The sequence below is a fragment of the Gracilibacillus sp. HCP3S3_G5_2 genome, from assembly GCF_052063305.1.
Classification (GTDB): domain Bacteria; phylum Bacillota; class Bacilli; order Bacillales; family Amphibacillaceae; genus Gracilibacillus.
In genome coordinates, this window is sequence record NZ_JBQHXU010000001.1 from 210,644 (window position 1) to 233,945 (window position 23,302).

At 37.3% G+C, this 23,302-nt stretch carries 25 protein-coding genes and 1 riboswitch; of the genes, 11 read left to right on the forward strand and 14 right to left on the reverse strand.

The features are described from left to right. Positions 1-322: 322 nt before the first annotated feature. From hemY to ACTNEP_RS01085, 4 genes are all read right to left on the reverse strand, one after another. The gene (gene hemY / locus ACTNEP_RS01070) at positions 323-1,714 is read right to left on the reverse strand and encodes a protoporphyrinogen oxidase (protein WP_441159692.1); all 1,392 of its coding nucleotides are present in this window, start codon (positions 1,712-1,714) and stop codon (positions 323-325) included. Continuing rightward, positions 1,711-2,646 carry a ferrochelatase gene (gene hemH / locus ACTNEP_RS01075; protein ID WP_441159693.1) on the reverse strand — a complete coding sequence of 312 codons (936 nt, stop codon included), beginning with the start codon at positions 2,644-2,646 and terminating at the stop codon, positions 1,711-1,713. Before hemH ends, hemY begins: the two co-directional genes overlap by 4 nt. Positions 2,647-2,767: 121 nt before the next feature. After that, positions 2,768-3,799, reverse strand: coding sequence for a uroporphyrinogen decarboxylase (gene hemE / locus ACTNEP_RS01080; protein WP_441159694.1), 1,032 nt, complete (start codon positions 3,797-3,799; stop codon positions 2,768-2,770). 127 nt (positions 3,800-3,926) lie between these two features. Then, positions 3,927-6,113: a transglycosylase domain-containing protein gene (locus ACTNEP_RS01085; protein ID WP_441159695.1), complete on the reverse strand. Its 2,187-nt coding sequence runs from the start codon at positions 6,111-6,113 to the stop codon at positions 3,927-3,929. A 264-nt stretch (positions 6,114-6,377) separates the two neighbouring features. Here ACTNEP_RS01085 and ACTNEP_RS01090 point away from each other — a divergent pair, with 264 nt between their 5' ends. Next, positions 6,378-6,851, forward strand: a complete 474-nt coding sequence (locus ACTNEP_RS01090; protein ID WP_441159696.1) for an antibiotic biosynthesis monooxygenase family protein — start codon at positions 6,378-6,380, stop codon at positions 6,849-6,851. A gap of 74 nt (positions 6,852-6,925) precedes the next feature. Here ACTNEP_RS01090 and ACTNEP_RS01095 read toward each other — a convergent pair whose 3' ends face one another. The 7 genes from ACTNEP_RS01095 to tenI form a co-directional block, all read right to left on the reverse strand. Then, the gene (locus ACTNEP_RS01095) at positions 6,926-7,408 is read right to left on the reverse strand and encodes a thioredoxin family protein (protein WP_441159697.1); all 483 of its coding nucleotides are present in this window, start codon (positions 7,406-7,408) and stop codon (positions 6,926-6,928) included. Position 7,409: 1 nt separating this feature from the next. Continuing rightward, positions 7,410-7,832: a disulfide oxidoreductase gene (locus ACTNEP_RS01100; RefSeq protein ID WP_441159698.1), complete on the reverse strand. Its 423-nt coding sequence runs from the start codon at positions 7,830-7,832 to the stop codon at positions 7,410-7,412. Positions 7,833-8,292: 460 nt separating this feature from the next. Further along, positions 8,293-9,312 (reverse strand): MoeB/ThiF family adenylyltransferase, encoded by a 1,020-nt coding sequence (locus ACTNEP_RS01105; RefSeq protein ID WP_441159973.1) that lies wholly within the window; start codon positions 9,310-9,312, stop codon positions 8,293-8,295. Then, positions 9,305-10,075, reverse strand: coding sequence for a thiazole synthase (locus ACTNEP_RS01110; protein ID WP_441159699.1), 771 nt, complete (start codon positions 10,073-10,075; stop codon positions 9,305-9,307). Before ACTNEP_RS01110 ends, ACTNEP_RS01105 begins: the two co-directional genes overlap by 8 nt. A gap of 6 nt (positions 10,076-10,081) precedes the next feature. Beyond that, positions 10,082-10,285, reverse strand: a complete 204-nt coding sequence (thiS, locus tag ACTNEP_RS01115) for a sulfur carrier protein ThiS (protein ID WP_441159700.1) — start codon at positions 10,283-10,285, stop codon at positions 10,082-10,084. Positions 10,286-10,301: 16 nt separating this feature from the next. Then, entirely contained in the window at positions 10,302-11,414 is a 1,113-nt protein-coding gene (gene thiO / locus ACTNEP_RS01120) for a glycine oxidase ThiO (RefSeq protein WP_441159701.1), read from the reverse strand. Beyond that, the gene (gene tenI, locus ACTNEP_RS01125) at positions 11,407-12,024 is read right to left on the reverse strand and encodes a thiazole tautomerase TenI (protein WP_441159702.1); all 618 of its coding nucleotides are present in this window, start codon (positions 12,022-12,024) and stop codon (positions 11,407-11,409) included. The genes thiO and tenI overlap by 8 nt, the downstream gene beginning before the upstream one ends. Before the next feature lie 147 nt (positions 12,025-12,171). Continuing rightward, positions 12,172-12,267: riboswitch (TPP riboswitch) on the reverse strand. A 139-nt stretch (positions 12,268-12,406) separates the two neighbouring features. Here tenI and ACTNEP_RS01130 point away from each other — a divergent pair. Both ACTNEP_RS01130 and ACTNEP_RS01135 read left to right on the forward strand, forming a co-directional pair. Beyond that, complete coding sequence (locus ACTNEP_RS01130) at positions 12,407-12,850, forward strand: ferritin-like domain-containing protein (RefSeq protein WP_441159703.1); 444 nt, start codon at positions 12,407-12,409, stop codon at positions 12,848-12,850. Between the two features lie 277 nt (positions 12,851-13,127). Beyond that, positions 13,128-14,288, forward strand: a complete 1,161-nt coding sequence (locus tag ACTNEP_RS01135) for a M20 metallopeptidase family protein (RefSeq protein ID WP_441159704.1) — start codon at positions 13,128-13,130, stop codon at positions 14,286-14,288. Between the two features lie 237 nt (positions 14,289-14,525). Here the strand turns inward: ACTNEP_RS01135 and ACTNEP_RS01140 are convergent, their stop codons facing one another. Beyond that, positions 14,526-15,743: an ABC transporter permease gene (locus ACTNEP_RS01140; RefSeq protein WP_441159705.1), complete on the reverse strand. Its 1,218-nt coding sequence runs from the start codon at positions 15,741-15,743 to the stop codon at positions 14,526-14,528. Continuing rightward, positions 15,736-16,482, reverse strand: a complete 747-nt coding sequence (locus ACTNEP_RS01145; protein WP_441159706.1) for an ABC transporter ATP-binding protein — start codon at positions 16,480-16,482, stop codon at positions 15,736-15,738. Before ACTNEP_RS01145 ends, ACTNEP_RS01140 begins: the two co-directional genes overlap by 8 nt. A gap of 478 nt (positions 16,483-16,960) precedes the next feature. On the opposite strand from ACTNEP_RS01145, the gene ACTNEP_RS01150 reads away from it, so the two are divergent. The 8 genes from ACTNEP_RS01150 to ACTNEP_RS01185 all read left to right on the forward strand — a co-directional run bounded on the left by ACTNEP_RS01150 (position 16,961) and on the right by ACTNEP_RS01185 (position 22,707). Continuing rightward, complete coding sequence (locus ACTNEP_RS01150; RefSeq protein ID WP_441159707.1) at positions 16,961-17,380, forward strand: HIT family protein; 420 nt, start codon at positions 16,961-16,963, stop codon at positions 17,378-17,380. Between the two features lie 67 nt (positions 17,381-17,447). Further along, the gene (locus tag ACTNEP_RS01155) at positions 17,448-17,813 is read left to right on the forward strand and encodes a YtxH domain-containing protein (protein ID WP_441159708.1); all 366 of its coding nucleotides are present in this window, start codon (positions 17,448-17,450) and stop codon (positions 17,811-17,813) included. 282 nt (positions 17,814-18,095) lie between these two features. Further along, positions 18,096-18,635 carry a DUF3267 domain-containing protein gene (locus ACTNEP_RS01160; protein WP_441159709.1) on the forward strand — a complete coding sequence of 180 codons (540 nt, stop codon included), beginning with the start codon at positions 18,096-18,098 and terminating at the stop codon, positions 18,633-18,635. A 189-nt stretch (positions 18,636-18,824) separates the two neighbouring features. Continuing rightward, positions 18,825-19,004 (forward strand): hypothetical protein, encoded by a 180-nt coding sequence (locus tag ACTNEP_RS01165; protein WP_441159710.1) that lies wholly within the window; start codon positions 18,825-18,827, stop codon positions 19,002-19,004. A 115-nt stretch (positions 19,005-19,119) separates the two neighbouring features. Further along, complete coding sequence (locus ACTNEP_RS01170; protein WP_441159711.1) at positions 19,120-20,070, forward strand: peptidylprolyl isomerase; 951 nt, start codon at positions 19,120-19,122, stop codon at positions 20,068-20,070. Between the two features lie 162 nt (positions 20,071-20,232). Beyond that, positions 20,233-21,462 carry a hydrolase gene (locus ACTNEP_RS01175; RefSeq protein WP_441159712.1) on the forward strand — a complete coding sequence of 410 codons (1,230 nt, stop codon included), beginning with the start codon at positions 20,233-20,235 and terminating at the stop codon, positions 21,460-21,462. A 221-nt stretch (positions 21,463-21,683) separates the two neighbouring features. Continuing rightward, on the forward strand, positions 21,684-22,100 hold the full coding sequence (locus tag ACTNEP_RS01180; protein ID WP_441159713.1) for a GNAT family N-acetyltransferase: 417 nt from the start codon (positions 21,684-21,686) through the stop codon (positions 22,098-22,100). 1 nt (position 22,101) lies between these two features. After that, entirely contained in the window at positions 22,102-22,707 is a 606-nt protein-coding gene (locus ACTNEP_RS01185) for a DedA family protein (RefSeq protein WP_441159714.1), read from the forward strand. A 181-nt stretch (positions 22,708-22,888) separates the two neighbouring features. Here ACTNEP_RS01185 and ACTNEP_RS01190 read toward each other — a convergent pair whose 3' ends face one another. Further along, entirely contained in the window at positions 22,889-23,290 is a 402-nt protein-coding gene (locus tag ACTNEP_RS01190; protein ID WP_441159715.1) for a GNAT family N-acetyltransferase, read from the reverse strand. Positions 23,291-23,302 lie beyond the last annotated feature (12 nt).

The window sequence follows — 23,302 nt, forward strand, 5'->3', positions numbered from 1 at the left end:
ATATGTAAAAGACAGACACCTGCAGCTATTAAGTAGCTGCTTTTTTTTGTACGCTAAAAATATAGTACAGTGACACAGTCGATAATTACTGTGAAGTAATAAAAGGTGAAAAAGTGAGGCTTTCTCCGATTCTGATGTATGATGAGTGCTCAATCGACACCGCGGAAAAAATACTCGCTTTCTGCGGGGAACGCTTCAGCCTCCTCAGGACCACTTCCAGTGGGGCTTCAGACTGTTCCTTTACCACTGGAGTCTCGCATTTTTTCCACAGCTTAGTGTACTGTTCTGATGAAATAACAAAGAAGCAGAGCACTAATAAAAGTTACTCTGCTAAATAATCGATTATTTTTTCAACGGCTGCTTCACCTTGGTCGATGCAATCGGGAATTCCGATTCCTCGGTACGGGCTACCAGCAACAAATACGCCGGGAAGCTCAGAAGCGAGACCATTCTCCAATTTCTCTACTAGTTGCTTATGTCCAATACTATACTGTGGCATCGCATCTTTCCAGCGAGAGACAACCGAGAATAAAGGGTCACCCTCTATTTTCATTATTTTATTCAAATCATGTAAGACGATTTCTTCAAGCGTTTCATCTGAAAGATCCACAACTTCTTCATCACCTGGACGTCCAACATAACAACGCAATAATGCTTTTCCTTCTGGCGCAGCTGTTTCTGGCCATTTTTTATGTGTCCATGTACATGCAGTAATACGATAATTACTGTTACGTGAAACCACAAATCCGGTTCCATCAATATCTTCCTTAATCGCAGATTGATCAAAGGCTAAGGCCACATTAGCTACAGAAGTAGCTTTCATATTATCGAGTTCTGCTATAAAAGAATAGGGTTTGAGCATCTGCTTCATGACCGCATAAGGAGTAGCAATTAAAATAACATCAGATGATAACTTTGATCCACCTTTTAACTCTAATTCATAGCTGTCACCAGACTTCGTGATCTTATTAACCGCTCTACCTGTTTGTACAACATTTTCTGACAAGGATGCTTCAATCGCTTCTACTAATGTTTCCAGCCCACCTTCTAAGCTATAAAACATACTTTTTTTCTTACCGGATGATGGTGTCGGTATTGTTTTCTGTAATCCACGAATCAAACTGCGGTGTTGCTGCTCTAATTGATAAAAATTAGGAAATGTTGCCATCAAACTTAAGTCATCCAAATCACCAGCATAAATCCCGGATAATAGTGGTTCAATTAAATTTTCAACCACTTCATCTCCTAAGCGACGTCTAAAAAATCTGCCTAAAGACTGATCATCTTGTGCCTCACCCTTTGGTAAAACAAAATCCATACCTGCCCGTAGTTTGCCAGTCACACTAAATAACCCAGATGATAAAAAAGGACGAACTTGGGTTGGTATTCCCATAAATGCCCCCTGTGGCATACTGTGCAGTTTATCACCAACTAAGATATATGATTTACCTGACCCATTTTTAACAAGCTTATTACCTATACCTACTTCACGTGCTAACCGCTCTGCTGATTGTTTGCGAATCAAAAAGGAATCAGGACCTCGTTCGATCGTGAAACCATCTCGTCTCTCTGTATTTATTTTCCCGCCTAAACGATTACTTGCTTCGAAAAGCTGTACTTGATAATGCAAGTTCTGACTTTTAATCTTCTTGTCTAAATAATAAGCGGCAGTCAGCCCCGCTATACCGCCGCCTATCACCGTTATTTTCTTCATGACTCGTCATCACTCTGGAATTTATCCATTACAATACCTGCTAATGTATCAATAAATGTCGGGTTCACGTTTGGCATAGGTGGGCGATAATAGTCTGCGCCAATTTCTTCACAAACCACTTTACATTCATAATCATTGTCATATAAAACCTCTAAGTGATCAGCAACAAAACCGACCGGCGCATATATAAATGATTGGTATCCTTTTTGTTCAAAAAGGTCTCTTGTTAAATCCTGTACATCTGGGCCTAACCATGGATCAGGTGTATTCCCTTCACTTTGCCAACCAATTTCGACATTTGGAATTTCGGTTTTTTCTTGGATTAGTTTTGCCGTACGTTCTAATTGTAGTGGGTAAGGATCACCATGTTGCAAGATCTTCTCTGGTAAACTATGTGCAGAGACAATCAGAACCGCTTTATCTTTATTCTCGATTTTTTGATACTCTTCTGTTATTGCATTCGCCCAGTAGTTAATAAATCCTTCTGCATCATACCAGCTTTCCACAGATCTAATCGTGATACCATGTTTAGCAGCTTCTTCTTGGGCTCTTCCATTATAAGATTTAACACTAAACGTTGAGTAATGTGGAGCAAGTACAATAGAAATTGCTTCTTTAATACCATCATCTGCCATTTGTTGGACGGCATCTTCAATAAATGGTTCAATATGTTTCAAACCTAAGTAGTAAACAAACTCAACCTCATCCTGGATTTCATTTAATCGCGTTTCCAAGCTCTCTGCTTGTTCTTTAGTGATACGCGCTAACGGGGAAATACCGCCAATTGCCTGATAACGCTCTGTTAAATCATCAAGCATTTCTTGGGTTGGCTTGTGACCGTGACGAATATGTGTATAATAGCGTTCAATATCCGCTTCTTTATATGGCGTACCATATGCCATTACTAGTAAACCTACTTTTTTCTGTGCCATGATAAACATCCTTTCTGACTGTCGAGTAATGATAGAATTTGACCTTTTATATAAAAGTTGTGTTGGAATCATCAACATTCAGCTCGGTCGTTTTGTTTCTATATGAGTGCTTCCGGCTTCCTTATCTTGCTGAATATTCATGTATAAATGTTGTTAATTTTTTTAATCGATCTGGACTAATTTCAGGTGTAACACCGTGTCCAAGGTTAAAAATATGACTAGGGTGTACTTTTCCTTCATCGATGATTTCTTTTGCTTTCTTCTCTACTACATCCCAATCTGCCATTAAAAAGGCTGGATCTAGGTTTCCTTGCAATGCTTTTGTGATGTCTAACTCACGTGCTTCTTTTATGGACATACGCCAATCAAGACCGATGACATCAACAGGTAAGTCATTCCATTCCTTTATTAAGTGGCTTGCACCTACCCCAAAAATAATCAATGGGACATTTGCTTCACGCAACTCACTAAAGATACGATTCATCACAGGTTTAATATACGTACGGTAGTCTGCTACATTTAATGCTCCAACCCAAGAATCAAATATTTGGATCGCTTGTGCACCAGCATTAACCTGTGCCTTCACATACGTAATCGTCATATCTGCTAATTTATCCATTAATGCAAACCATGCTTCCCGATTACTGTACATGAATGCTTTTGTTTTGTGATAATTTTTGGATGGACCACCTTCAATCATATAGCTTGCTAACGTAAAAGGTGCGCCACTGAAGCCTATCAATGGAACATTTAATTGCTCTTTCGTCAATAATCGAATCGTATCTAATACATAAGGAACATCACTCTCCGGATCGATCGTTCCCAGGTTCTCAACATCACGTAATGATACAATCGGATTATCAATGACAGGACCGATGCCCGATTTAATGTCGACATCTACACCTATTGCAGGTAATGGCGACATAATATCTTTGTATAATATCGCTGCATCCACATTATACATTTCTACGGGTAACCTTGTCACATAGGCACAAAGTTCTGGTTGATGAGTAATTTCAAATAAAGAATATTTCTTTTTTAATTCACGATATTCTTTTTGCGATCTACCCGCTTGTCGCATGTACCAGACAGGTGTATAGTCAGTATCTTCTCCTCTAAAAGCTTTTAATATTGTATCATTCAATTTCGTCATTCGTATCACCCTTTTTTCCCATTCTATTCTACTATAGAAGGTTTGATCGATCCTGTATAGTATTTTTAAAAAATGTTCACTAAATTGTAATTATTATAACTAAAAAGTAATTGTAATTAGTTTCTGTTTAAAAGTCAAACTCTAAAACTGTGACATTGGAAGGTTCACCAGGTTGTTTCGTTAACGGATTATAAGGAACAACAAAGTATTCACCACTGCGGAAAACATTAATACGATTAATAGTGTAATTCCCTTCTCCCTCTACTTCGCCAATTAAGTGATCTTCCTCTTCACCACGTTCATAGATTCGATAAACGACACGGCTATCTTCGCTAGGTGTCCAATTTAATTCCCCTTGAAGCAAGGTAAAACCACCTAATTTAATAGATGATGTCAGATCATTTATCTTTGGTAATTGGATCGGTTCTGGTAAATCCTCTACATCCTCTGGTTGTTCAAAACTTTCTGTTAATGAATTCCTCTTATCTATTTCTGTAAGTATTGATTTCGTTAACCTTGTTGTCGCTTCAGAACCTGCAGTTAAATAATTTTCCTCTGTTGCACTTTCATAGCCAATCCATGCTGCTGTCACATATTCCGGTGTAATACCAGCAAACCATGCATCTTTAACCGCCCCATCTCTTTTTGGATGTTGTGTTGACCCTGTTTTACCTGCAAGTGCTTTAGAAAATTCACCTACAGATCCGGTACCTTCTTTTGTCACTCCTTCCAGCATACGTAGCATATTCCAAGCGGTTTGAGAGTTAAATACATTCGCTTTTCTCTGATCTTCAGACTTGATAAGTTCCTGATCTTTGTTATAAATAGCTCGAATACTTCTTGCTTTCAGCCATTCTCCCCCACTAATAAACGTGCGGTAACCCTCTACCACCTGAATCGGTGTAATACCTGTCTCTAAACCACCTAAAGCAATAGCCAATCCATGATCATCGATATCGATATTCATTTTTTCCAACATAGATTTACTATAATCGATACCAATTTGGTCAAGTAACCAAACCGCAGGGGCATTCTTTGATTCTACTACAGCTTGAAACATACTTACTTCTCCATCAAATTGACCATCCACATTGTTGACACGATATCCATCATCATATTCGATGTTCTGGTCGGGAACCATATCATATGGCTGATAGTTACCCAATTGCATCGCTGGTCCATAAACAGCCAGAGGTTTCATCACAGAACCTGGTTGTTTTTTCGTTAGCAAATGGTTCGTATCATTCAATTGAAAGTCACGGCCAGCAATTAATGCTTTTAATTGTCCAGTTTTTTGTTCCATTAATACAAAGCTACCATCTACAGTGTCATTTGATCCGTGGAAAAAATCATTATCTTGCATGTGATCATAGGCAATTTTTTGTATGGCAGGATCCATATGGACTTCAATTGTATAACCACCACGCTTAAGCGCATCACGGCTTAACCCGTAAGTAGCTTCGACTTCTTCTAGTACATAGGCAAAATAATCATCTAACCACGGCTCTCTTTCCTTTTCTTGACTTTTCACTTTAATTTCTGTTGCTTGTAACTCGAGCATTTCTTCCGTTGAAATATTTCCTTCGTTCGCCATTTGTTGTAATACCAGATCTCTTCTTTGTTTCGCCAGTTCGATGTCATGATGTGGTGAATAAGAATTGGGCGCTTTTACCATTGCAGCTAATAAAGCCCCTTCTTCAATGGACAAATCCTTCACATCTTTTCCAAAAAAATAGTCAGCAGCTGTACCTACTCCATGGATTCCATGTGCAAGATATACTTCATTTAAATATAGCTCCAAAATATGAGATTTTGTGTAATTTCGTTCCAAATAAACGGAGGCCATCACTTCTTTTGTTTTTCTCATCCATGTTTTATCATTGGCTAAAAAAAGGTTTTTAGCCAATTGCTGTGTAATTGTACTGCCACCTTCCACCTTACTCATTGCTAATATATCACGGTAAACGGCACGTGCAACAGCAGGTAAAGAGATACCAGCATGCTCATAAAAGCGTTGATCTTCCATTGCAATAAACGCTTCTTCCACATGGTCAGGAATTTGCTCGAGTGTGACATAATTTCTGTTTTCTGTATATAATTTACCTAATACAGTACCATCTTCAGCTACTACTTTCGAAGCTGTAGGCAAAATAACCGCTCTCTCATCAAAAACAAAGCGGCCACCAAATATAATAAACAGATATCCTAATACCGCTAACAAAAACATGGAACTGAAGCTGATCGAGAGCCATTTATACTGTTTGATCCATGACCAAATAGAATGAAAAATTTGCCTTATTTTTCCTTTATCCAAACCGTTACACCACCTTTCTCTAAAATTTCGACAATAGTTTCATTTTATCACAAAATCTCCAGGAACGACGAATGTTATAATAGAAAAAAACAAACAAAACCCAGTCGGAACTGGATTTCCACTTTCTACAATGATAAAAATAAGCGTATCATCATAATAAATACTGCGATCGATTCTGATTATGTATGCTGCGCGAAAGTAACCTTGAGCCAAAGCTGGACAATTTTGTACTTGATTTCATATTTTTTTGAAGGAGGAAAAAAAATGAATGGATATATGACAAATGGAACCTATCAATATCTCGAAAAGCTGAAAAATAAATATACTATCTCTCCATTTATTCTTATGCACAACGAGTTCAAAGTTGTTGCCTATTATGAGGATATACGCTCATCCATTTTTGAAGCAAGCAGAGACTATCTTGTGCTGGAAAAAGTTGGAGAGTTAAGAGAGACCGGATTTATTAGTTTGTCACATCTACCTATTACAAATGAAGGACGTCCTATATTTGAAATGGATTATAAGCAAAGAGTAAACGAAATAAGTAAAGTAGTTGCCGCCAGATTATTACGTCCACAAAGAGGTAACACTTATATATTGCTCGTAGAATGGACTGATCCAAAGGACTATCAAGCATGGAAAAAGACAAATCCTCTTCCTAAGAAGAAAGAAGATTCCTATATAGCCGGATCCGTCTATACAGAAACCTTCCTAGCTGGAGAAGAAGAGGTAGACTAGTCTGTTCATAAGGAAAAGGTATCTTTTGCGCAAATAAAGGCTGATTACTTTTTCATAAGCAATCAGCCTCTCAATTATTCCTCTCCTAGTACTTCTTGTTCGAAGAAATCTTCAAAATTTGCTTGTGGTTGTTCACCAACTATTCTGGCAGATTCTTCCCCGCCTTCATAATGCACTATTGTAGGTGTATTATTAATATTATATTCTGCCCAAGCACTCTCAAACTCTAACAAGTTTAATTTCACTAAATCTACACCATATTCTTCAGCCAATGGCACTACAACAGGTGTAGTTCTTTGACAATGGATACATGTAGGGCTGTAAAAATAGACGGTTATATCTTCTCCATCTTCAAGTTTTCCAGCTAATTCATCAGGTAATATCTGATTTTGGTATATAGGATCTTCTAGCTGATCAATTGTTGCTTGATCTAAATCTGATTTATTATAAGGATTATCCACACCCTCTAGTTGTTTCGAATTTTGATAGTTTACAACGAAGATTAATGCTCCGAAAATTACAACAAGCAATAATACAAATATTACCATTTTCTTCATTTTAAGCGCTCCTTTGTTGAACAATTAAATAGATGTGAATGCCAAAGATGACAAGAAAGCCAATCAACGCTTGGAAAGGAATCGTGGCAAAACCAAAGTAATTGACATAAGTTGTCGTACATGGAATAATACCACAGCCATCACCAGACTCTTGTAGAGCGGGCACTTTTTGAATGAGATAATGATAGCTAGATACAAATATTCCTATTCCACTTAAGATAAGTCCTGGAAAAGCGTATCGAATATCTTTTTTATAAACAGCATACCCATAAATGACCACTAGTGGATACATTAAAATTCTTTGGTACCAACACAATTCACAGGGTATGAATTTCATAATCTCAGAATAAAACAAACTTCCCATTGTTGCAAAGAGGCTACCGGCCCATGCAATAAATAATAGTGTTTCCTTTTTCTTGTCCATGTCGTTCACAATCTCCTCTCACATTAATTATACATACAAGCATTTGAAAAACAAATGAATAAATTGTGATAAAGTGAAACTTCTATCTGCTTAGGTTTCTGTGATCGACTATACTCGCTGACATGCGGGTGGTATACAGAAGACTGACATCTACCCTATGGGTGAAACTGAACACATCTCTAGCGGAGGGGTCCGCTTTCACTCCTACGGGATGTTTTTATCCGAAGATCCACTTTGGTAAGTGTTCTTTACTTACCAAAGTTAGCTGAGGAGAAAAAACCGTGGAAAGGAAAGTGGACAGCCGGAGCGATGGTTACGCAACGATAACCTCTCAAAATTACTACGAAGCAAAATACGTTAGTACGTTGTATGTTCCTCATAAATAGGAAAATCCCAAACGATTTCAAGGTCTATTTGAATAATCGTTTGGGTTTTGTAATGAGAAATTCTTTTGCCCCAGTCAACCTACATATTGATAATACACTTTTTTAGCTTCTTGGATGTTTTTCGTTCCATGTATGAGTGTACGGCCATCACGGAATATAACTACCCGATATTTATCTACCTCAAAAGAGAGTAAATAAGGGTTGCTAAATAATTGAAGTTGACTATTAGCTTCCAAATGTTTCTTCATTTCATCAAAGTGAATGATTTTTTTATCGTTTGTTCTTATTTGGACTGTATTTCGTCCACATAAAACGGCTGTTTTCAGCTGCGATTGATAGGTTAAATGTGGAAACTGTTTTTTGGTACAGGATGGACACTCATCATCTTTTAAGCTCGCAACTTTTAATTCCATTTGTTGATTTTTCCATAAATCAAACGCGATTAATTTACCTGAAAGTGCATCAAGATTGCCTGTTACTATTTTAAGAGCTTCTGTAACCTGATATGATACAACCATTTGTACTGCTGGACTAATGATACCGACTGTATCACACGTTGCGCCATCGCTTGGTATATGATCCATTAAGCATTGCAAACACGGGGTTTCCCCTGGTAAAACAGTGAACGTTACGCCATAACTCGCCACACAGGCACCATAAATCCACGGTTTTTGATGTTTTTGGCAAATATCGTTAATGATTAATCTTGTATCAAAATTGTCTGTAGCATCTATTACCACATCCACTTTTGGTACTACTACTTCCAACTCCTCCACTCCAGCATCGATTACCTTAGCATCGATTTTGGTGAAATGATTAATCTCTTCCAGCCGTCTTTTAGCAGCAATTACTTTAGGTGTTTGCATGCGGACATCTTCTTCGGTATATAGCTGTTGCCGCTGCAAATTAGTTTCCTCCACATAATCGCGATCAACTAAGGTTAGTGTTCCAACTCCTGCTCTTGTAAGCATTTCTGCACTACTAGAACCAAGTGCGCCCGCACCAATAATTAATACATGACTTTCCTGAATCCTTTTCTGCCCTGTTTCGCCAATTGGTTGAAAGAGCATTTGGCGATGATAACGATTATTCACCAATACTGATCCCTTCCTTAGGACTGCTTGCCACCGCATATTCTTTTTTCGCAATCCGGCCTGCTTCAAACCCTAGTCTGCCAGCTTCCACTGCTAATTTCATCGCCAGCGCCATCTTTACCGGTTCATCTGCGCCAGAAACAGCCGTATTTAACAGAACACCATCTGCACCTAATTCCATTGCATAGGCAGCATCCTTCGGTGAACCAATTCCTGCATCCACGATAACTGGTACGTTTGCTTGTTCGATAATAAATTGCAAGTTCAATGGATTAATGATTCCTTGTCCTGAACCAATCGGTGAGGCTCCTGGCATAATGGCATGTGCACCCAACTCTTCAAGCTTTCTGGCAAGTACGACATCATCAGATGTGTATGGGAGGACCGTAAAACCTTCCGCAAGTAAAGTCTCTGTCGCTTTCAATGTTTCGACAGGATCTGGTAGCAATGTTTTATCACAGCCAATTACTTCTACTTTCACCATGTCACATAGTCCTGATGCATTAGCTAATCTAGCAATTCTCACTGCTTCCTCTGCATTTTTGGCACCAGCAGTATTCGGTAGAAAGCGATACTTCTTCGTATCAATCTTCTCAAGAAAATTCGGCTGGTCCGGATCATAAATATTCATTCGACGTACTGAAAAAGTAAGTACTTCTGTTTCTGATACATCAACGGCCTGTTTTTGAATATCATAGTTTGGGTATTTCCCTGTTCCTAAAAATAACCTAGACTGAAATGAATATTTTCCTATTTTAAGCATATTTCTTCATCCTCCTCCAACAAAATGGACAATTTCTAATCGGTCACCTTCCGAAATTGCCGTCTCTTTATGATCTTCTTTTCTTAAAATCGTTTGATTATGCTCTACTATTAATGACTTCTTCTCCAAGGACAACTCTTTCAGTAATTCTTCTATATTACGGATACCATCCCTAACTATTAACGATTCACCATTTAAAATAAGCTCCAAGAACACTCCTCCTCTTTTATAAAGTCATTAGACGTTCTCTATTTAAGAAAAACGCATCCAAATATGCTTGATTAACTTGTTTTCCTTCCACAAGATCCGACATAAATTTGGACGTTTGCGGTGCGAGCAAGATGCCATTGCGATAATGCCCTGTAGCTACAAATAGTCCTCGTACATCTGGCACTTCCCCTAAATATGGAAAGCCGTCTTTTGTTAAGGGACGTATACCAGCCCAAGCCTTTTCTATTGTTGCCTCATTTAATGCTGGTACAATTTGTTGAGCACGAGATAACAAATGTAGCACACTTTTCACCTTCACATTTTTATCCGTCTGATTCGGTTTTGATGTAGCACCGATGATCATTCGATTCCCTCTTTTCGGAACGAGATAACAATCCTCCGTAAAAATGGTTGATTGAATAAGTGGCTTATCTGTTTTTACGGACAGACACTCCCCTTTTACAGGTGTTAGCTGATTAATATATGGGAAAAAATAAGAGCTCTTAAATCCACCACTCACTATAATACAGTCTGCGTTATACACCTTCTCTACCGTCTTCACGCCGGTCACTTTTCCATTTTCCACTACTATCTTTTGGACCCTTGTCTGTTCCTTTATGACGGCACCATAATGTAATGCAGATTTTGCAAATGCTTTTGTTAAGTGGGGTGCGGATACTTGACCTTCTTTCGGACAATAAAGTGCAGCATAAAAATTGGAAGCAATTTCTTTTTCCGGTAAACTTGTTGGTGGAATTATCCTAGCTTCTGCACCTTGCTGTGTTTGAAATTCAGCTATTTTGGTTAACTTATCTATTTCATGCTGATGGTAGGCAAGTTTAATTGCACCTTTTTCAATGAACTGAATGTCCACACCACTTTTATCTTGCAACTCCTCCGCTAAAGCAGGAAATAATCGCCTGCTTTCTTTGGCAAATTGAAATAAAGGGGAATCCTTTTCAAATTCCATTTGTACGCCTAACATACCGGCAGCTGCACTAGAGGCTTCAGCAGCAATAGTATTTTCTTCTAACAGCAGAGTCTGATAACCTCTTTTACTCAATTCATAGGCAATCGAAGCCCCCATAACTCCTCCACCGACAATGATTTGATCATATCGATTATTCAATTTGTTCCTCCCTCCTTATCTCGAACACTTTACGATAATTCTTCAATGCTTGAGCTGGATCTTCGGCATCCCATACTCCTGACATAACCGCTACACCTCTTGCCCCAGCTTTTAGTACATCGCTAATATTTCGTTCTGTCATTCCACCAATGGCAATAATAGGAGTGGAAACATTGTTCACTACTTCCGTTAAGGTAGTAATCCCCCTTGGCTCTATCCCCGGTTTAGAGTTACTCGAAAAAACATGACCATATAGTAGAAAATCTGCACCATCTTGTTCGTAATCTATCGCTTCTTTTAGAGAATGAATAGACTTACCTATACGGAGTCCCGGGAATGACTTTTTTACTTTAGCGACCGGAATACTGTGATATGCCAGTTGAACTCCCATGCACTTGCTAACCCATGCGACATCTATACGGTCATTAACTATGATTCGATCTGCCGGAACGCCAGCTTTTTGCAAAAAACCAATCATTGTCAGAATCTCTTTTGCTGTTTTGGTCTTTTCGCGAAGGTGAATAAAATCAATCTGATCGATATTCTCTGCTACTAGCTGTAGATGTTCTTCTGTTGCTCTGCCATTTGTAATAAGGTGAAGTCCTTCCATTAATTAATACTCCTTTTGTAGAGGTAGTGATGAAGAAAAGTTTAGTCGAGTCGATATTATACTAGACTTATTGCATGATCCTTTATTCACATAAAAAACCACCCATCCAGCATGGATGAGTGGTATGTATTAAAAGCTACTTGATCATTGCTTTTCCTACCACTTCCCTCCGCTGGTGTTAACCAGATCAGGTTCAAAGGGTCCGAATTTCGTCTCAGCCAAATGGCTCCCCTAGTGTTCTTACATATAATTTTTACTTACAGGAAAAGGATAACATATGATACAAATTTCGCCAACCAAAATAATCTCATTTATATGTTTATTATTCTTCTCTAAGGGTAGATATATAATGGAAAATGAAAATGAAAGGATGTTGGATAGAATGGGACAAGATCAAGAAAAATTACAGGCTCTAATTGATGGATTAAACGAAGACCTAGCAAATGAATATGCTGCAACAATTATGTATACGTATCACGCATCAGTTGTATCTGGTCTATATCGTTCCTTCTTAAAACCATTTTTCGAAGATGAAATAAATGACGAAATAGGACATGCTTTATACTTATCGGATAAGATCAAAACACTAGGTGGTACACCAACAACAACCCCAGCGAAAGTCGAACAATTAACAGACGTCAAAGCGATGTTAGAAGCTACTTATCAAGCCGAAAAAGAAACTATTGAACGCTATGAAAAAAGAAAACAACAAGCAGATGAACTTGGCTTAACAGAACTTGTCGTAAAGTTAGAGGATATTATTGCAGATGAAACGAATCATAAGGAAGAAACAGAACGACTTTTGTCAGACAAGAGCTTTCAATAAAGTGAAACGATGATCGGTGAATCTTTTTCTCTACGGATCATTAGCGAAACGAACAGAATGTATATCCTTAGCTCCTTGTGTTAGTGTGAAGCTTGGAGTAAAAGATGATTAGCACGTGATAAGCTCTCACCTCCCTTTTCTAGATGCGAGAAAACAACTTCCAAAATCCTTTGGTAGTTGTTTTTTATTTTCTCCTACTGCTTCCAGTCATTCTCACAATAAGGATAGACTACTAATCTATGATATAATGGAAATAAAATTTTTATGGGGTGAGGGTATGAGGGACAATTTATTTACGGAAATTGATGCTTTATATGATGAAATGGTGGAAATGCGCAGGTTCTTACACCAATATCCCGAGCTTTCCTTTCAAGAATACAAAACAGCCGCATTTATTCAAGAACAATATAGAATACTAGATATTCCGTATCAAGCAAATGTCGGAGGCAATGGTGTTGTTGCTACTTTAAAAGGTGCTAAGCCCGGTAAAACGGTTGCATTGCGTGCTGATTTTGATGCTCTACCAATTCAAGATCAAAAAGAACTCCCATACAGATCAAAAATTGATGGTGTAATGCATGCATGTGGTCACGATGGTCACACTGCAACATTACTTGCAGTTGCAAAGGTTTTAAAAAAGCATCAGGAAGACCTCACTGGTACTATTGTATTTATTCATCAGCATGCAGAAGAACTTGCTCCTGGTGGTGCTAAGCCTATGATTGAGGCTGGTGTATTAGAGAATGTTGATGTCATTTATGGTACACATCTCTGGACAAATACTCCATATGGTATCGTGCAAACAGCCCGAGGGAACTTCATGGCAGCAGCAGATCACTTCACTATTCGTATCAATGGGAAAGGTGGTCACGGCGCCATTCCCCATCAGACTAAAGATCCAATTGTAGTTGGCTCACAACTTATAACCAATCTACAGCAAATCGTTAGTAGACGTATCGATCCATTGGAAACGGCCGTTGTGTCAATTGGTCAATTCCATGCCGGTAATGCATACAATGTAATTCCAGATATAGCAACAATCGAGGGTACAGTCCGTACGTTTAATCTTGACGTACAACAGTTTATCAAAGAGGAAATCGAAAAAGTAACAAAAGGCACTTGCGTTGGTTATGATGTATCATATGATTTTCATTACTCCTTTGGCTATAGCCCTGTTATCAATCATGCAGAACATGCTGAAAAGGTTTTAACTGCTGCCAAACAGGTCCAAGAAGTGACGAAAGTGGAAATGATTGCTCCAAGCATGGCAGGTGAGGATTTCGCCTATTATCTCGAGAAAAAACCTGGTGCATACTTCTTTACAGGCGCACAGATCGAGAATAATTTTGTCCCCCACCATCACCCTCTGTTTGATTTTGATGAGCGAGCAATGAAAATAGCTGCAAAAACGTTGATTGCTGCAACGCTAAATGTTTAACAATTTTAAGAACGAGGCTGGGACAAATAGAGTAATTAGATAGGAAAAATCCGAACATTAAAGTCTGAGTACATTCGCTTCGGCAAAATACTTCGCTTACCGTGGGATTTTCGAAGATCAGGACGATCAAGTGTCGCGTTGGCCACAGGACGTGACCGTAGTTAGCCGACCCACAGAAGTCTGCGTATTTCGCCTACGCTTAGCTCAGATTGCTCGGATTATCGTTCTACCTAGCCTCTAGCTTACTTTCTGTAATTTTTTGTTCAAATAATTGGGAATCACTAATAAAATAAACGTTAGACTAGCAATTATCCACAATAAGCCCATTATCCATTCACCAATGATGATCAGAAATACGGTGAAAACAAAAGTGACAACAAACAGCAATTGCTGGATCCATTTAATAAATGCTTGTTCACGCACGTTATCTGCAATTGGATACAAGTCTATCCATACTAACGTTGCATGATGTTTCCACAAAGGAATTATTTGTAAAAAGATCATATAGATAAACAATAATGAAAAGATAAGCTTGAACCATGGATTTGGAACGAAATAAATCAACAAACCTCCAATGACGATTAGCCTTAGATAAATCCCTAAATATTCTCCGCTTCTAACCGTTGTTAAACGATACAAATAGGAATAAGCCTGATCCTGTTGGAATGGAATAGTGTTCGTTAATAGCCGTGCCAACCAATGACGCTTTTTCACTTCTGTTTCGATATGAGGAACTTCCGTAAACATATTAGCTAGCCTGTAAAAAGCACGCATCCGTATATAGTCACTTTCAATTAACAAGTCCCAATTTAAGGCTCTTTGTTTTCTTGCTGTTTGATAATTAGTAGCAAATAGTACTATTAACAAAGCAGTCACAATCGCTAAAAAGATTATCTCCTGCATAAGAAAGAAATAAATTAATGTAATAATTAAGGAAAAGCGGACAAGCTTATCGATAGCTCTGGTATTTTTGTCACGAACCCTTAGCATCCACCAATTTGCCACTAAACTCCAAACTTTTATTACCAACAATACCACAAACAATAAACCGAACGACGAGTCTTCCGGAAACACAGCCATATGTAATGGCGCAACAGCAGCGATTGCTAATACAAATAAATAAAGCTGTGTCACAAAACTGTAGATTAAAGCTCTAAGGAAGTATCCTGACAGTTGTGATTCTGCTGGGATCAAAAAGACGATATCTGCCCTCTTTAACAATGTTTGAATCGGACTGTGTGCCGTAACCACACCTAGTACAACCGCAATCACCCAGGTAGATGGAAAGTACTCAGGAATATCCTCTAGAAACTGCTGATAATAAACAGACAGAGCACCGACAATAAACACCATGGCAATCGCAAGATGTCCTGTGAGTATATATCGTAAATATCTGCTTAACTCCTTCATATGTGCAGATAAACGGTCAACAAATAATTGATGGGGATTAAGCATATTGATCGGCTTCCTTCGTTAATTGGATATATAGATCATCTAATGTCGCCTGTGGTCGATCAAAGGCTTGTCTTAATTCTTCCAACGTTCCTTTTGCACGGATTAAACCATCATGCAAAATAACAAAACGGTCACAATAACGCTCCGCTGTTGCCAAAATATGAGTGGACATTAATACACCAGCACCCTGCTTTTTCATTTGATCCATCAGTTGCAGATAGGATTGAATACCAAGCGGATCTAAACCGACAAAAGGCTCGTCCACAATATATAAATCAGGCTCGACCAAAAATGCGCACATAATCATTACCTTCTGCCTCATCCCTTTGGAAAAATGGATAGGAAACAGTTTTAGCTTCCTTTCTAATCGGAATTCTTTCAACAATGGGGTAATGCGTGCCTGATATACTTCTTCTGGTATCTCATAAGCCATTGCCGTTAAGCGTAAATGCTCTTCTAATGTTAATTCATCATATAAAACAGGCATTTCCGGAATATAGGTGAAATGCTGTCTGTAGCTTTCCGGTGATTCTTGAAATGTCTTGCCTTTGATCGAAACAGTTCCTTTTTTGGCTTGCATTAAACCGATCACATGTTTAATTGTTGTACTTTTTCCGGCACCGTTTAATCCGATCAGTCCTACAATTTCATTAGGCTGTACATCAAATGAAATACCATGTAAGACATTCTTATGTGTGTAACCACCTTCTAGATCTTTAATATGTAATAAAGGCTCCATTGATCAACGTCCTTTCTATAGTCACTTCCTTATACGTATTCATTCTTCTAATCATTATACCAAATTTTATTTGTATAAAGAAAAAAATATGGAGCAAGCTATTAAATGAAGGGGTAATGAAAAAGTGTTATATCGATCCTTTCAAAAGTAATGAGCAATGTCGCAAAGCATTGTTTATTTGATTATCACGTACTTTGCTCATATGAATCCTCCCCGGTTCAAGGGCAAAGCAAAACCATCTCCCCTTCTGCAGGATGTGTTATAAACGATCTTTCGTTTTATAGCACTCCTGCTTTTTTTAACATTTAGCGATTTAAAGTAGAATGAAAATAATGTATAATAGAAATTAAGCGATACCATGAAGAAACAAAAAAGTAGGTAAAATTCACCTCGCCTTTTGTTACTAAAGATCTATCGCTTAATACGACATTATTGCAAAATAAGAATAAAGACTTAGAAATATAAAGGAGCGATCGATATGGCAATGCATGAAGATTGTATATTTTGTAAAATTGTTGCAGGTGATATCCCTTCTGCGAAAGTATATGAAGATGAAGATGTACTTGCATTTTTAGATATTAGTCAAGTGACAAAAGGTCATACCTTAGTCATACCAAAAAAACATACCAAAAACATATATGAAACAGATGATATTACAGCGGCAAATGTGTTTGCACGCATACCAAAAATCGCCAATGCCTTAAAAGAATCCTTTCAACCAGTAGGTATAAATGTACTCAATAATAATGAAGAAGCTGCTGGGCAATCTGTATTCCATTTACATATGCACCTGATACCTAGATATGACGAAACAGATGGCTTTAAGCCTAAATGGAGTACACATGAAAATCAATATGATCTAGCTGATATTGCATCGCAGATTTCAACTAACCTTTAAATGTTAAAAATAATGTTTGATTATAAATAAAAAAGAGAATGTTATATATATGAAAGGAGTGTTCGGAATGATTAATAGTAAGTCATTACTACTCGGGTTTTTAGCTGGAGGATTAGTAAGCGCTGCTGCTACACTTTTAACTACACCAAAAGCAGGAAAAGAATTAAGAGAAGATGTGAAAATAAAGAGCGACGAAGCGATTCGTTATATGAACCACCTAAGAACAGAAGGGGTAGATTTAAAAGAACAGATAACGAAAACATCCAAAGAAGGTGCTGCTTTAATTAAGGATCTATCCGCAGATGTAAAAGAGTCAATTGAATCATGGAAAAAAACAGTTGAACCTCATCAAAAAAATATCCAAAAATATTTAACACAAATTGAAGAAAGTTTAAAGGAACTAGAAGAAAAAACAAAAGCACAATCTGAATGACACAGGGCGAACGTGATCGAACCTAATGATGAGTAAGTGTGACTTGTCTTACATGCTTCACTCGGCAAGTAACACGTATCGTTTCAGGTGCTATATCCGTAAATATTTCCTTACCACAGAAAGAGGAGCTGACCGGTTGTCAGCCCTTTTTTTATATACCTCATATACACAATGAAAATTTAAGAAAAAAATACATAAAACCTATTGATTTTTCATGTAAAACATACTATAGTCATGTAGTGTTATTTAAAGACATGATTTTAGTATGAAGGGGTGATCCTAGTGAACTGTTGGGATTCCATTAATATATTTAAGCAACTTGGATTTTATCGAAGTATTATTTTATCTTTCTTATTTGGACTTTTATCTTTTATCTTTTTGTATTTACCCTTTACATTTATTCATAATGATGCTGTCGTAAAAGATCATGGCTTAATCCCACTTTTATTTGGATTGATGATTTTACCTTTATTGCATAAAGCATTGCGTATATTACCTTTAAAATTCACCAATAAAAATTTAAAAATCAAATGGAGATTAGAGAAGAAAATTTTTCCGAATTTTGATGTATGTAATCACACAAAAACAACGAAACCGACTTTATTGTTGGCCTTACTGACACCAACAATACTTATAACGATACCATGTGTTATTATGAGTAACTTTTTCCCACCTTATTATCCTTATTTTCTGCTAATTGGTGCTGTTAATTTAAGTCTTTCTTATATAGACTTTCTTTATATACGTCAACTATGGAAAGCACCGAAAAAATGTGTGATATCGAATGAAGGTAAAGGTTACGATATTCTCATTCCACGCTAAGCCCGCTTCAATAATGATGGAAGCGGGTTTTTTTATATTCGAGCATTATTCAGGCGGTTTTTTTGACTTATTTAACCCACATACCGATAAAATGACAACATACATATTTTTCAATTTATAAGGACAACCACTGTTCAAATCTTAAATTTTTTGTTAAAGTAGTGACATGAGAATAAGGAGGTAAGCTTGATGCTTTTTATTTTTGTCATTTTTGCTCTTTTTACACTTTTTATATTCAATTCTCTTACCATGAGACTTTGTCTACAAACAGAAATGTCACAAGAAAAACAACCAAATGTGTTTCGTACTATTAATATTTTAATTACGATTTTACTTGTATCTTCATATGTTGAAGTTATATATACATAATAAAAAATAAGTAAAAATGTTGTAATCTTACTTTTTATTGTTTTTTTTCTTCAAAAGTATGATATATTATTGCAAGAATACAAAATAGCTTAAGTAATTAGGAGTGTGTAGGTAAATGAAAAAATTAGCAATCACCGCAACATTCGCAGCAAGCATTATAGCGCTTTCTGCATGTTCTTCAGGAGACTCAGAAACAGTAGTGGAAACAGAATCAGGTAATATTACTAAGGATGAATTTTATGAAGAATTGAAGGCAGCAAATGGTGGACAAGTTCTCCAGCAAATGGTGCTGGAAACAATTCTTGAAGATAAATATGAAGTGTCCGATGAAGAAGTAGATAGTGAAATTGAAACATTTAAAGAACAGTACGGTGAGCAATGGGAAATGGTACTAGCCCAAAGCGGTTATGCTGATGAAGATGCATTCCGTGATGATTTACGTGTCAACCTGCTTCAAGAAAAGGCAGCGACAGAAGAAGTGGAAGTTACTGACGAAGAAATTCAAAATCGTTATGAGAGAATGCAAACAAACCTTGTTGCTAGTCATATTCTTGTAGAAGATGAAGAAACGGCAAATGAAGTCATTGACAAGTTAAATGAGGGAGAAGACTTTGCTGAATTAGCGGAAGAATACTCTACAGATCCTGGTAGTTCTGAAAATGGCGGTGACTTAGGTGAATTTGGTGCAGGTGATATGGTTGCTGAATTTGAAGATGCAGCATATGGTCTTGAAATTGATGAAATCAGTGAGCCTGTCCAATCTTCACATGGTTTCCACGTCATTAAAGTTACAGACCGTGTAGAAGTAGAAGACGTTGAACCATTAGAAGATATAGAAGATCAATTAAGAAGAGAAATTGCTTCTACTAAAATTGATCAAGTAGCTCTACAAACGAAAATTCAGGACCTTCTCCAAAATGCTAATATTGATGTTCAAATTGAAGAATTTGAAGATTTATTCCAATTTGAAGAAGTAGCGACAGAAGAACCTGCTTCTGAAGAGCCAGCAGCAGACGAAGAAGCTGATAGTGAAAGTGAAGACGATTCTGAAGAAGAAACTGAATAATACAAGACATCCCCTATCTTCCTTCCATCAAATGAGAAGATAGGGGTTTTGTGTTATTCTTATCCTATATATTACAAGTACTCACTAATTGATAAGTTACTTGCTTTCCAAAATTCTTTCACCTAATGAAGTACTACTTAAACAAGATTGGAAGTGATACTGATGCATTCACTGAAATATTTTTATGATATGATTACGATTGATTATAAGCTAACTGATCAGCAAAAGCAGAATCTTTCAACTTACTTCCCCGTCCCAGCCTTACCAGAAGCGATACAAGGGGTTCATTTAAACACATTAACAAAAGGCACCCCCGTTTCAGCACGGGTTTTACTTAATGAATATGAAATTAAAAAAACAAAAACAAATAAATCTTTTCTCAAAGTTACATTAAGTGATCAATCTGGAACCATTTCCGCGAAGATGTGGGATAATAATGGTGAAGTAGACATGATGCTACCTATTTTAGAACAAAAGGGTGTTTTTGATATCCGTGGTCAAGTCGATGAATTCAACGGCTTTAAGAGTATTACCGTATATGAAATGACACCGTGTACGGACGATATTGATCCATTTACACTCTTAGCATATACGAAGCAAGATATAGAGACTTTACGGAATGAACTGTTTGCCTACCTGTATGAACTACAACAACCATTTCAGGATATTGCCATCAAAGCAATGGAGCGACTTTGGGAAGGATTTCGTATCAGCCCTGCCGCGAAGGGATTCCATCATAACTATTTAGGTGGCCTTCTCAAACATACAGTCGGTCTAATGCGTTTTTGTAGATACATAACCATTCAATCCGATAATCCTTTTCGTGCTGTCATGCAGTTAATTAATAAAGTAGAAACTGAGTATAAACTGGAAATATGGCATTCCTTAAAAGATGACAATACTAGACCTGCTTATGTGTGGAAAGACAGTATTGATCACCTTTATCACATGCTTCAAGGAATGGCTGAATATAAATATGACAGTATTAACTATGATGCACTAATAACTAGTATTTTATTTCATGATATTGGTAAGCTTGCAGAATATGACTATGCTGGTAAATCATTTGATATTTTTCATTTTCTCTTCCCTACAGGTCAATTTAAGGATGCTAATCGCAAGCAGGCAGGAATTGCGATGGATCCATTAGGTGTGAGCATCGGACATATTCCATATGGTGTCCTGTTATTATCTAAAGTGATTGAGCATTACAACATTACTGTAACAATGGAAGATATTCACTTGATGTCACATTGTATCCTTTGCCATCATGGTTTACCGGAATGGGGAAGCGCTGTACGTAAACCGATGAATCTAGAAGGATATATTATTCATATCGTTGATTATTTAGATAGTCGCTATGAGAATACAGAAGCTGATGAGGAAAAATAACACAGGTATACATTATTATTCGCAAGATATACGCTCACGATGAGCTTACCTCTAAAGAGATGCTTATAAAGTGAAGCGATGATCAGTGTAGGTTTAGCATTAAGTGAAACTTATTAGAGTGTTAGCGTCTGTTATCCCCAGCTTAGCTTACCTGTTTTACTAGAAGTGGGAGTTTTACAGACGTTTAGCACCTTGATACATAAAGAAATGGGGGATTTATGATGAACTGGTCTTACGATAACTACGAGATTAGTGACGATAAAGCGTCACTAGACCTGGATATTATTTATAACCTGTTAAAACCGACATACTGGGCGAATGACCGAAGTAAAGAAACAATAAAACAAAGTATAGATCATTCATTTTCATTCGGTGTCTATGTAGAAGGTAAGCAAATTGGGTTTGCACGAGTAGTCTCCGATCAGGCAGTATTCTCGTGGATATTAGATGTTGTCATTGATCCGGCATATCAAGGGCGTGGAATTGGTTCCTCTCTGATTCATTGCATTCTAGAACACCCCCAACTTAAAAACACCAAATTTGCTTTAGCTACTAAAGATGCTCAACCATTTTACGAGACATTTAACTTTACAGAAAGAACGACTATGGTGCGAAAACTTGTAAAGGAAGAGCAATAAAATGCGAGAATGGTTTTTCATGATGATGAATGAATATGGTTATCTCGGTATTATGTTTTTAATTACTTTGGAAAATATTTTCCCACCTATTCCCTCCGAAGTAATATTAACATTCGGCGGGTTCTTCACTACTGTCTCCTCTTTACATATCGTCGGCGTAATCTTTTCATCAACAGCCGGTTCTGTTTTGGGAGCGATTATTTTATATCTAATTGGCATGCAACTCAACATACATCGATTAGGAATAATAGTGGAAAACTGGGGCCACATCCTCCGGATCAAAAAAGCAGACATTCATAAAGCTGATGTATGGTTTACTAAATATGGTTACTGGACTATTTTCTTTTGTCGCTTTGTTCCGTTAATTCGCAGCCTTATCTCGATTCCAGCAGGGATGTCACACATGAATGTACCCTTATTTTTATTGTTTACAACTTTAGGCACCTTGATCTGGAACACTGTCCTAGTTTTGTTAGGTGCTTTTGTCGGGGGATCGTGGGAAGATATTGTCCGTTATATCGATATTTATTCTACCATTATCTACTTTTTCTTCTGCCTTGGTATCTTATTCTTAGTTGTACGTTTATTGCGTAGAAGGAAGAAATGAATATAAATAAGCCATCCTCCATTCATCGACTGGAAGATGGCTTTATGTTTCATTCACAATAGTTACTTCATTTTACTAACTATAAATTACCGTCCGAAATTATCTAATAACAAACAACAAGACCAAGCATTTGAACTGATCGCATAGTAACGAGCATTAACATCTCAAAATAGTTGGTTACTTATTTTTCTCTTTTAATAATATAGCCATTGTCTATTTTATTAAAGCCTACTTTAGGGTAATAATCCATAGCATCCGGTGCCGATAATAAAATCAGAGCTACTTGTTCATTTAGTTCATCTTTAACATGCTCAATTAATTGTTTACCGATACCCTGATGCTGATAAGCTTGATCAACAGCTAAATCTGATAGGTAGCAGCAATAACTGAAATCAGTCAGTCCTCTAGCCACACCGATTATTTTTTCCTGGTCCCAGGCAGTAATCAATACATTGGCATGATCCAACATTTTCTGAAGACGGTCTAGGTCTTCATATGGTCTTTTAATACCAGAAGCCTGAAAAACTGCTGACAAATCCCTCGGTGTTATCGTTATATCACTTTTATATAGAATATTATTCATTGTACACTCTCC

What these genes read in the sequence shown, in the direction of transcription:
- ACTNEP_RS01135 (WP_441159704.1), top strand. Translation starts at nt 13,128, where the DNA reads ATGAGGGACAATTTATTTACGGAAATTGATGCTTTATATGATGAAATG.
- hemY (WP_441159692.1), bottom strand. Translation starts at nt 1,714, where the DNA reads ATGAAGAAAATAACGGTGATAGGCGGCGGTATAGCGGGGCTGACTGCC.
- ACTNEP_RS01175 (WP_441159712.1), top strand. Translation starts at nt 20,233, where the DNA reads ATGCATTCACTGAAATATTTTTATGATATGATTACGATTGATTATAAG.
- ACTNEP_RS01165 (WP_441159710.1), top strand. Translation starts at nt 18,825, where the DNA reads ATGCTTTTTATTTTTGTCATTTTTGCTCTTTTTACACTTTTTATATTC.
- ACTNEP_RS01185 (WP_441159714.1), top strand. Translation starts at nt 22,102, where the DNA reads ATGCGAGAATGGTTTTTCATGATGATGAATGAATATGGTTATCTCGGT.
- ACTNEP_RS01180 (WP_441159713.1), top strand. Translation starts at nt 21,684, where the DNA reads ATGAACTGGTCTTACGATAACTACGAGATTAGTGACGATAAAGCGTCA.
- ACTNEP_RS01095 (WP_441159697.1), bottom strand. Translation starts at nt 7,408, where the DNA reads ATGAAGAAAATGGTAATATTTGTATTATTGCTTGTTGTAATTTTCGGA.
- ACTNEP_RS01100 (WP_441159698.1), bottom strand. Translation starts at nt 7,832, where the DNA reads ATGGACAAGAAAAAGGAAACACTATTATTTATTGCATGGGCCGGTAGC.
- tenI (WP_441159702.1), bottom strand. Translation starts at nt 12,024, where the DNA reads ATGGAAGGACTTCACCTTATTACAAATGGCAGAGCAACAGAAGAACAT.
- ACTNEP_RS01190 (WP_441159715.1), bottom strand. Translation starts at nt 23,290, where the DNA reads ATGAATAATATTCTATATAAAAGTGATATAACGATAACACCGAGGGAT.
- ACTNEP_RS01150 (WP_441159707.1), top strand. Translation starts at nt 16,961, where the DNA reads ATGGCAATGCATGAAGATTGTATATTTTGTAAAATTGTTGCAGGTGAT.
- hemH (WP_441159693.1), bottom strand. Translation starts at nt 2,646, where the DNA reads ATGGCACAGAAAAAAGTAGGTTTACTAGTAATGGCATATGGTACGCCA.
- ACTNEP_RS01155 (WP_441159708.1), top strand. Translation starts at nt 17,448, where the DNA reads ATGATTAATAGTAAGTCATTACTACTCGGGTTTTTAGCTGGAGGATTA.
- hemE (WP_441159694.1), bottom strand. Translation starts at nt 3,799, where the DNA reads ATGACGAAATTGAATGATACAATATTAAAAGCTTTTAGAGGAGAAGAT.
- ACTNEP_RS01090 (WP_441159696.1), top strand. Translation starts at nt 6,378, where the DNA reads ATGAATGGATATATGACAAATGGAACCTATCAATATCTCGAAAAGCTG.
- ACTNEP_RS01170 (WP_441159711.1), top strand. Translation starts at nt 19,120, where the DNA reads ATGAAAAAATTAGCAATCACCGCAACATTCGCAGCAAGCATTATAGCG.
- ACTNEP_RS01140 (WP_441159705.1), bottom strand. Translation starts at nt 15,743, where the DNA reads ATGCTTAATCCCCATCAATTATTTGTTGACCGTTTATCTGCACATATG.
- ACTNEP_RS01110 (WP_441159699.1), bottom strand. Translation starts at nt 10,075, where the DNA reads ATGCTTAAAATAGGAAAATATTCATTTCAGTCTAGGTTATTTTTAGGA.
- ACTNEP_RS01145 (WP_441159706.1), bottom strand. Translation starts at nt 16,482, where the DNA reads ATGGAGCCTTTATTACATATTAAAGATCTAGAAGGTGGTTACACACAT.
- ACTNEP_RS01130 (WP_441159703.1), top strand. Translation starts at nt 12,407, where the DNA reads ATGGGACAAGATCAAGAAAAATTACAGGCTCTAATTGATGGATTAAAC.